This is a genomic window from Sulfurimonas indica, from assembly GCF_009192995.1.
In the GTDB taxonomy this organism is placed as follows: Bacteria; Campylobacterota; Campylobacteria; order Campylobacterales; family Sulfurimonadaceae; genus Sulfurimonas; species Sulfurimonas indica.
This window is the reverse complement of the sequence record NZ_SDID01000039.1, coordinates 1-7956: the sequence shown is the minus strand read 5'-3', so window position 1 is coordinate 7956 and position 7956 is coordinate 1. Positions and strand designations below refer to the sequence as shown.

Below are 7956 nucleotides of genomic sequence, written 5' to 3'. Positions count from 1 at the left end.
TTTAATTTCTACACCCTCTTTAGCCTCTAATGCCTGGTGCAGTCCTTCTGAAAAACGACGTCCTTCACTGAGACGACCTGTAAACTCATCAACGATAACAACTTCACCGTCATTAACAACATAATCAACATCTTTTTCAAAAAGATAGTTTGCTTTGAGTGCCTGGTCAAGTGCGTGAGGGAGTGAAGAGTTTTCCGCACTGTAGAGGTTTTCTACACCAAAAAGTTTTTCAGCTTTAGTGATTCCCTCTTCTGTAATAAGAATTACTTTGTCTTTTTCATCAACTGTAAAATCTTTCTCTTTTTCAAGCTGCAGGGCAATTGCATTGGCACGCAGATAATCCTGCATATTACGATTTGTAGGACCAGAGATGATAAGTGGTGTTCTTGCCTCATCGATTAAAATAGAGTCAACTTCATCAACAATAACAAAGTTGTGCCCACGTTGGACCATATTCTCTTTTGAGTAGCTCATATTATCACGCAGATAATCAAAACCAAACTCATTATTTGTTCCATAAGTGATATCTGCTGCATAAGCTGCTTTTTTCTCTTCTGGGTCATGCATATCTTCTAAAATTGTTCCAACTGTATAACCTAAGAACTCATATAATGGTCCCATCTCTTTTGCATCACGAGAAGCGAGGTAATCATTTACTGTTACTAAATGAACACCCTTACCTGTCATAGCATTGAGTGTAATTGCCAGTGTTGCTACAAGTGTCTTACCCTCACCTGTTTTCATCTCTGCGATACGTCCATCATGAAGAACCATACCACCGATAAGCTGTACATCAAAGTGACGCATGCCGAGTATACGCTTTGAAGCTTCACGTGTTATTGCAAAAGAGTCAAAAAGTACATCATCAAGAGTTTTTTCACCACTGTTAACACTATCTTTGAGCTCTAAAAATGAAGCTTTAAGTTCATCATCACTGAAAGACTCATATTTACTCTCAAGAGCATTGATTTTTTCTACTTTTTTTAAATATTTTTTTAATTCACGGTCATTTGCTGTACCAAATACCTTACCCATTAATGCTTGTAGCATTTGCAACCTTATTGTTAAAATCGCGCCCATTTTATCACATTAATTCTAATAAAAAGTATAAATCATCTGTTTGTTATAAATTTGCTATAATTTCTCTCATAAGGATAAATATGAAAGAAAAATTATTACTTCTGTTTTTAGCAACAGCCTCTTTTGCAAATATAGAAAATATAAACTCATTTGAAGCTGATTTCATACAGAATATTGTTGATGACAAGAACAAAACCATTCTCTATTATGGCCATATAAAAGCGATAAAACCGCAGTATGCACTTTGGAATTACACAAAACCGATTCAAAAAAGTGTCTATATCCTAGAAGGTCAGGCAATTATAGTTGAACCGGAGCTCGAACAGGCAATCATTAAAAGGATAGGAAATAATTTTGATTTTTTCAAATTAATAAAAAATGCGAAAAAACTCTCAGATGATAAATATCTTGCACGATACAACAACACAACTTTTATTATTCGGACAAAAAACGGCATCATTGCATCCATTGCTTACAAAGATGAATTTGAAAACAGTGTAACAATAACTTTTACAAATCAAGTGGAAAACAGAGAGATAGATAAAAAAGAGTTTATGCCAAATATTCCTGAAGATTATGACATTATAAGAGATTAAAAAAGAGTAGAAATTTAGTTCAGCTTGGCCAAAACGGGTTTAGCCCGTTTTGACCCTGCGCATTTAGTTTAACTTATAATCTTCGATAAGGTTGAAGTTAAGATATTTATAGATATTTTCTTCTTTTCCTTGAATTTTCTTCGTAAGATTTAAATACTCTTCTTTTGTTGGAATACGTCCAAGAAGTGAACATACTGCTGCAAGCTCTGCAGAACCAAGATAAACCTGAGCACCTTTACCAAGACGGTTATCAAAGTTACGTGTTGAAGTTGAGAATACAATCGCATTATCAGCAACACGTGCCTGGTTACCCATACATAAAGAACATCCAGGAATCTCAGTACGAGCACCTGCTGCACCAAATAATGCATAGTAACCCTCTTCAGTAAGCTGCTTTTCATCCATTTTTGTTGGAGGACAAACCCATAAACGAGTTGGAACTGCACCTTCACCTTTAAGAACTTCACCAAGTGCGCGGTAGTGACCAATATTTGTCATACAAGAACCAACAAATACTTCATCAATTTTTGTAGGTCTGTCAGATGCAAGTACCTCTGAAAGTGTTGCAACATCATCCGGATCATTTGGACATGCTAAAATTGGCTCAGTGATTTCATTAAGATCAATCTCAATTACTGCTGCGTACTCTGCATCAGTATCTGGTTCCATTAACTCTGGATTTTTAATCCACTCTTCCATTTTTGTAATACGGCGAGCAAGAGTTCTGTGATCTTCATAACCAGCTTCAATCATAGACTCTAAAAGAACGATATTTGATTTTAGGTACTCAATTACAGGCTCTTTATTAAGTTTTACAGTACACGCTGCAGCTGAACGCTCAGCAGATGCATCAGAAAGCTCAAATGCTTGTTCCGCTTTAAGATCTGGTAAACCTTCAATCTCTAAGATACGACCAGCGAAGATATTTTTCTTACCTTTTTTCTCAACTGTAAGAAGTCCCTCTTTAATCGCTTGGTATGGAATAGCATTTACAAGATCACGAAGTGTGATACCCGGTTGCATTTCACCTTTGAATCTTACAAGAACAGACTCTGGCATAGTAAGTGGCATAGAACCAGTTACTGCAGCAAATGCAACGATTCCAGAACCACCAGGGAAAGAGATACCAATAGGGAAACGTGTATGGCTATCTGCACCTGTACCAACAGTATCTGGAAGAACCATTCTGTTTAACCAAGAGTGAATAACACCGTCCCCTGGACGAAGTGCAACACCAGAACGGTTAGCTATAAAGTCAGGAAGTGTATGGTGCATCTTCACATCACTTGGTTTTGGATATGCAGCAGTGTGACAGAAAGATTGAAGTACAAGGTCAGCATTGAATCCAAGTGCAGCAAGCTCTTTAATCTCATCACGAGTCATTGGACCAGTTGTATCTTGAGAACCAACAGTTGACATTTCTGGTTCACAGTACATACCTGGACGAACACCCTCTAAACCACAAGCCTTACCAACCATTTTTTGAGCTAAAGTATACCCTTTACCTGTATCTGCTGGTTGATCAGCTGTTAAGAAGATATCAGTTGAACCCATACCTAAAACTCCGCGTGCTTTAGAAGTAAGACCACGACCAATGATTAATGGAATACGTCCACCTGCACGAACTTCATCTGTGATAGTGTTAGGACGAAGGCTGAATGTTGCAATACACTCACCGTTTTTATGCGCTTCACCTTTGTATGGATAGATGTCGATTACATCACCCATCTCCATTTTTGTAACATCAAGTTCCAATGGAAGTGCACCTGAATCCTCTGCAGTTGCGAAGAAGATAGGAGCAATGATTCCACCAAGAACAACACCACCAGTACGTTTGTTTGGAACACCAGGAATATCTTCACCCATATGCCATTGTACAGAGTTGATACCAGATTTTCTTGATGAACCAGTACCTACTACATCACCAACATATGCAACAGGATGACCTTTTTCTTTAAGCTTTTTGATAGTACCGATTGGGTCATCCATCTTAGCAGTAAGCATAGAGTTTGCATGAAGTGGAATATCTGAACGAGTAAATGCTTCTGATGCCGGTGAAAGGTCATCAGTATTTGTTTCACCTGGAACCTTAAATACAGTAACAGTGATTTTTTCAGCTAACTCTGGTTTATTTAGGAACCACTCAGCATTTGCCCATGAAGTAAGTACAGCTGTAGCTGCTTTGTTACCAGCTTTGTGTAACTCTTCAACATCATTGAATGCATCATATACTAGCAATGTATCTGAAAGTGCTTTGATTGCAGCTTCTACAACTTTTTCATTTTTAGAACTTAATGCGTTAACAAGTGGCTTAACATTGTAACCACCAAGCATCATTCCAAGCATTCTTACAGCTTCTTCTGGAGAGATAGCAGCTACGTGATGCTCTTCAGAAGCAACTTCGTTTAAAAATGCAGCTTTAACATAAGCAGCGTCATCAACACCCGGAGATACGCGGTTTTCTAGAAGATCTAACATCTCTTCTACAAATTCACCTGTTTTAATAAATTCAATAACTTCTACAGTTTGCTCTGCAGTAAGTGGTAATGGAGGAACACCTAGTGCTTCTCTTTCAGCTACGTGAGCTGCGTATTCTTCTCTAAATCCCATAATTATTCCTGTTTGGTTAAATTTGGGATATTATATCTAAAGAAATGCTATCATTTTTCACTGTGTTACATTAAGAAACAGTAATATTTTATTTTATTTCAAAGATGTGCAAAATAGTAACAATTATAAGTTTCGATTTTTGATTTCTTCTTCTATAAAAGCTTTTTCTCTACCCATATAGTTGTTTTTAAGCCATAATAGATAGGAATCAGGCAGTTCATCATAATAGACCCCTTTATACTGTCCGAACCCTACTCTTGGCTTTATTTCAAGCTCTAGAGACTTGTTTTCAAGACTAACATCTAATCCACTCTGCTCTACTAACTTTTGAAACTCTTCATACTCCAAACGTTTTTGCAGAACAAAGCTATAAGAAGTAAAGTCAAAATATCCTTTACGCTTTGTTACAAAAGCTTCAATAGCTTGAATATCTGGAATACTGAGTTTTTCTAGATTTGGGATATGTACACGAAAAGAATTTTGAAATTTTGTAAAAACAAAGTGAGGCTTTGGCATTAGAGTATCTCTCTAATACCTTTTGCATTTGGAGCTGAGAGGACTCCTTCATGTTCAAGTTGTTCAATAACACGCGCAGAGCGATTGTAGCCGATTTGCAGTTTTCTCTGTAGGTAAGAGATAGATGTTTTTCTATCAGTAAGAACTACGTTTTTAGCCTCTTCATAGAGTGAATCTAATTCTTCATAGGTCTCATTTGAATTAGAACCAGCACTATTTTCACTCTCTTCAACTAAAAAACTTTTGTCATAGTTTGGTTCACGCTGTACCTTAATAAACTCTACAATCTTCTCTATCTCATCTTCTGTAGCCCAAGGAGCATGTAAGCGTACAAGAGCAGGAGCTCCCGGAGGTGTAAAGAGCATATCTCCACGACCAAGAAGTGATTCAGCACCCATTTGGTCTAAGATGATCTTAGAATCAACCTTTTGCCCTACTCTATATGAGATTCGAGATGGTAAGTTTGCTTTAATAAGTCCTGTAACAACATCAACAGAAGGTCTTTGTGTTGCTACAATCAAGTGAATACCGCAGGCACGTGATTTTTGTGCAAGTCTGGCAATGGAAATCTCAACATCTTTTCCACTTGTCATCATGAGGTCTGCTAGTTCATCAATAACCACAACAATGTAAGGAAAATGTTCCCCACCCTCACGTTTGACCTTCTCATTGTAGTTTTCGATATTTTTTGTTCTGCTCTCTGCCATCAACTCATAACGACGTTCCATCTCTGCGACCATGTTATTAAGCGCAACAATAGCCTGCTTTGGTTTTGTAATAACAGGAGTAAGCAGATGCGGAATATCATTATATATAGAGAACTCCAGCATCTTAGGATCAATCATCAACAGGCGTAACTGGTCGGGTGAGTTTTTATAAAGAAGTGAAAGTATCATAGCATTGATACCAACACTCTTTCCACTTCCTGTTGTTCCTGCAATAAGCAGGTGCGGAAGCTTTTTAAGATCGGTCACAAAAGGTTTGCCGACGATATCTTTTCCAAGTGCGATAGTAAGTGGAGAAGCGGCATTTTTAAAAAGTTTATCATCTAAGAGCTCACGCAGATAGATTGTCTCAACACTCTCGTTTGGTATCTCAATTCCTACTACATCTTTTCCGGGAATCGGTGCCTGAATACGGATAGTCTCAGCTGAAAGTGCCATAGCAAGGTCATCTTGAAGGTTTAGAATCTTACTCACCTTAACATTTGCAGCAGGTTTAAATTCAAAAGTAGAAACAACTGGTCCCGCATAGGTACGCACAACATCACCGTCAATTTTAAAGTGAGCAAGTTTTTCTATAAGATACTTTATCTTGTCATCAAGCTCATTTTCATCTATGCTGCGTGAGGTCTTTGGCGGTTTTTGTAAAAAGTCTAAGGGTGGAAGCTTGAAGTTTTTCGGTTTTGCAACTTTACCCTGTTCTAAAGTATCTAACAGTTTTTTATTCTCTTCTAACTCTTCTACAATTACAGTGTTTTTGTGCGCTTTTAGCTCTTTTGCCACATCTAAAATATTTTTTGGTTTTTCTTCTTTGGACTCTTCTTTGCTCTCTTGTATTGCAGGAGCAACTTTTTTAATTGTAAACTCTTCTTGTTTCTCTTCTTTTCGTAAATATGCAGGCTTGTCTATCTCACTGACTATGTCTTCATCATCCGCCTCATCACTACTTTCCTGCTTCGCTTCTTCTAAATCAAGAGAAAGTATTTGATTCTCTGCTTTTTCTACTGTACTTTGTGGAGCAGTTTTTCCCTTTTTTTGAATTTTTTTAATACCTTTAAATAGATGATGAATGATTTCAGCACTGCTTTTATCCAATAAGATAACAGCAGCCACAAGAGTGATAATAGTCCAAAACACCCATAAGCCAAAAAGTCCGATGTATGGTGAGAGAAAATCCACAAAATCAGCACCAAACTTCCCTCTATACTCATTTTCTATAAGCAAACCTTGGGCAAGTAAAAAAGAGAAAAAAAGTAAAAACGATGCAATGAGAACCTCTGCTTCTCGAAACTCAAATTTTGTATATTTGTAGAGATGGTACAAAGGAAATAAAAGTACAAAAAGATAAACAAATGAAATATATCCGAAATATTCTCTATTATAAAGGGCAAAACTAGCCCCATAACTTCCTATAAGTCCCGTTTCGCCAAAAATAGTAGAAAATCCCAAATATATAATTACGCCAATAACAATAATAAAAATTGTCTCTTTCAAATAAAAAGCCTTTAATGATTTCAATCTCAATATAGTTGTGAAAGTGTAGCCAAAAACGTTCCAAAAGAACATTTATATGGCAAAATGAAAGATATATTATATATTATAAGTAGTTAACCAAACTCAACTGAGATACCTTACCTACAGTAGAAAGCATCGCTTCATAATTCACTGTAAGTTGTTGTAAAGTTAAAGAGGCTTCAGCCAAATCTGTATCTAAAACAGATGATCGAAGACTCATTGTACTGATTTTTAGTATCTCTGTTCTCTCAAGCGACATATTCAGTGTATTGGACTGCGCACCAATTTTAGAGTGCATTCTAAAAACATGGTCTTGCAGGTCATCCATCTTTTGTATAGCATTTTCAATCCCAACATTACGTATATTTCCACTACTTGAGTCAGGATAGAGTTTATGATCTTCTACAGCTGTGATCATCTCATCTATTGTTTTAAAAAAATCAGTTTTAGGGTCACTGATTGTTAAGGCATTATTTGTATTGAATGTCATAATCGAAGATGCTGCACCTGCTGCAAAATCATCACTGTTTGGATCATACAAAGAGATGCTTGCAAGAGTACCATTTGCATCTGTACCCTGCAAATCATGAAAACTTAGTTTTCCATCATAGCTAAGATATGTATCACCTTTGAGTTGAGCACTTTTAATAGCATTATCATAATCCGTTGCCGTATTAGCTGCAGGGTATGTATCTGTTACGACCATATTAACAACGTCTAAAAGCTGTTGATATGTCATATCATCTGCATTTACAGCTGTTCTTGCTGGATCCATATTAAAGATATCATAGGTATTTCCACTAATATTATCTGTAAATGTTGAACCACCGTTTGCTGTATTGAAAAAATTTATCGTCACATCATACGCAGTACCATTGACATCTATTCCCACAAGACTGAGTGATGAACCGTCCAGT

5 protein-coding genes and 1 pseudogene are annotated in these 7956 nt (G+C 36.8%); 1 reads left to right on the top strand and 5 read right to left on the bottom strand.

The genetic code is table 11. From position 1 onward, the window contains the following. Positions 1-1050, bottom strand: a 1050-nt coding sequence (locus ES948_RS10660) for a preprotein translocase subunit SecA (RefSeq protein ID WP_152184935.1), incomplete at its 3' end; no start/stop codon positions are given. A 110-nt stretch (positions 1051-1160) separates the two neighbouring features. Between ES948_RS10660 and lolA the strand changes: the two genes are divergently transcribed. Further along, a complete protein-coding gene (lolA, locus tag ES948_RS10655) occupies positions 1161-1676 on the top strand; it encodes a LolA-like outer membrane lipoprotein chaperone (RefSeq protein ID WP_152184934.1) in 516 nt (171 codons plus the stop codon). A 63-nt stretch (positions 1677-1739) separates the two neighbouring features. Here lolA and acnB read toward each other — a convergent pair whose 3' ends face one another. The 4 genes and pseudogenes from acnB to ES948_RS10955 all read right to left on the bottom strand — a co-directional run. Continuing rightward, on the bottom strand, positions 1740-4286 hold the full coding sequence (gene acnB / locus ES948_RS10650; protein WP_152184933.1) for a bifunctional aconitate hydratase 2/2-methylisocitrate dehydratase: 2547 nt from the start codon (positions 4284-4286) through the stop codon (positions 1740-1742). A 123-nt stretch (positions 4287-4409) separates the two neighbouring features. Then, positions 4410-4802 (bottom strand): putative quorum-sensing-regulated virulence factor, encoded by a 393-nt coding sequence (locus ES948_RS10645; RefSeq protein WP_152184932.1) that lies wholly within the window; start codon positions 4800-4802, stop codon positions 4410-4412. Further along, positions 4802-7018: a DNA translocase FtsK gene (locus ES948_RS10640; protein WP_152184931.1), complete on the bottom strand. Its 2217-nt coding sequence runs from the start codon at positions 7016-7018 to the stop codon at positions 4802-4804. Before ES948_RS10640 ends, ES948_RS10645 begins: the two co-directional genes overlap by 1 nt. Positions 7019-7121: 103 nt before the next feature. Beyond that, positions 7122-7956: pseudogene (locus ES948_RS10955) on the bottom strand (flagellar biosynthesis protein FlgL); the annotation flags it as partial.